The sequence below is a fragment of the Rhizobium sp. P1_E1 genome, from assembly GCF_056406015.1.
In genome coordinates this window covers 1-1859 of record NZ_JBFUAY010000449.1, presented here as the reverse complement: position 1 = coordinate 1859, position 1859 = coordinate 1, and the positions used below count along the sequence as shown (strand labels likewise).

General features: G+C 53.9%; 2 protein-coding genes. Both read left to right on the top strand.

Going from position 1 to position 1859, the window contains the following annotated elements:
* The coding region (locus AC1D1Z_RS36950; protein WP_477853771.1) for a polysaccharide pyruvyl transferase family protein at positions 1–588 on the top strand (588 nt) is incomplete at its 5' end.
* 19 nt (positions 589–607) lie between these two features.
* On the top strand, positions 608–1859 hold a 1252-nt coding region (locus AC1D1Z_RS36945; RefSeq protein ID WP_477853769.1), incomplete at its 3' end, for a lipopolysaccharide biosynthesis protein.

Genomic DNA, 1859 nt, shown 5'->3' with positions numbered 1-1859 from the left:
GGCCCGGACACGGCATTCGGCATGGGAACGCTGAAACCGTTCGAAGCCGATCCTCTCAGGGTATTATATGTCATGCAGCCTCTTGGAGAGGACGAGGTTGATATAGCGAAAGCGCGAGCGATCGTTGATGGACCTCTTACCAATTGGATCAACGGTCCAAATAGTTTGTCGCGCATGCGCAAGTCGAGCGTCGTCAAGTCGGCGTTGCGGCATGGCTTTAGCCGCACAGAGATGATCGCCCAACATCGTGAGGATGTCGCGGCTCGATATGTCGATTACGGCGTGAAGATCCTGTCCGGCGCGCAACGGATCATCACCAACCATCTACACGGTCATATTCTCTGTCTTTTGCTGAATAAGCCGCATGTCGCGGTAGCGAGGGACGGAAGCAATCTACACGACGTCATCGGTAGCCAGACTGGCGATAGCCCTCTGGTGGAGAAAGCGACAAATGCCAGTGAGCTCTTAGCAGCAATGTCTCGCCTGCCGTATGAGATGGGAGGAACTTGGTACAAGTCGAGCAAACCCATGAATCCAAGTCCCGCTATTCCCGCCCCCGATCTAATGCCTCAACCCTCCATAGTCTGATTCCCGGTAGGAGCTCACTTTGTCGGTTTTACGAGACGACGATATTCTATTCAGCCATGTCAGTGAGAACCGATCCGCCGCAGCCGTTACGGGTGCTTTCTGGTCGGCGCTGAGCACGCTTATTCCGACAGTCCTGACCTTCGCTGTCTTTGTGGTGACGTCTCGCGTTCTCCAGCCTCAGGATTTCGGCCTTGTCGCGCTGGCCTTCAGCATCGTGTCATTTGCGGGCAGCTTTGGACCGACGGCATTTGGCGAAGCGATCATACAAAAAGCCGAGATCAGGCGCAGCCATTTGGATACGATATTCCTGCTTTCGCTCGCTTTTTCATTTTTGATCTATGGTGCTTTGTGCGTCGCCGCTTCGCCAATCGCGGTCTATGTCGGGCATGAGCAAATCACACCCCTGATTTACATCATGGGATTGAAGGTTTTCTTCGACTTCACGGCCGTCGTTCCGAATGCAATTGTCAATCGGAAGATGTCGTTTCATCTGGTAGCCGTCCGCACTGTGATTGCGACGATCACTTCTGCCTGCATTTGCCTTGTTTTGGTTCTCGCGGGTTTCGGCTTGTGGGGGCTTGCGATTGCACAGATCGCGGCCACAGCGGCATCATGCGGCGCCGCTTTCTGGGGCGCCGGGTGGCGGCCCGGGCTTTACCTGAAGCGAGCAAGCCTCAACGAGCTGCTTCACTATGGGTTCTTTGCATCCGGCACTCGGTTTTTACAGACGATGAGCTTGGACAACTTGCTCATTGGGGTGCTCTTGAGCCCGGCAGCGCTCGGGATCTATAACTTTTCCAAGCGTTTGTTTGATATGATCAACAACGTCATCGCCGGTGGCTTAACATCTGTCACGCACGTCTTGCTTTCTTCATTGCGAGCCGATCCGAAGAAAGTGCGAGAAGCATTTCTCATGGCAACGTTTGGCTGCGCTCTGGTGTCCTACCCCGTATTCATTGGCCTTGCCGCCGTTGCCGATGATGCGATCACGACAATTTTCGGTGCACATTGGATCGCGGCTGTTTGGCCGGTTCGGTTCTACTGCGTCATAGGATTGATGGCTGGGATCGGCTACGTGCAGGCATCCTTGATCAAGAGCCAGGGAGAGATGGATTGGTGGTTTTACTACCAGCTGGCACGAAACCTCCTCACACTCCTGACGATCGCAATTCTCTATCCTTATGGCGTCACGACGATTGTTTTCGCCATAATGATCGAAGTTCTGTTGTTTTGGCCGATCACCAGCTGGAAGGTTTCGCAGCATATAGAGC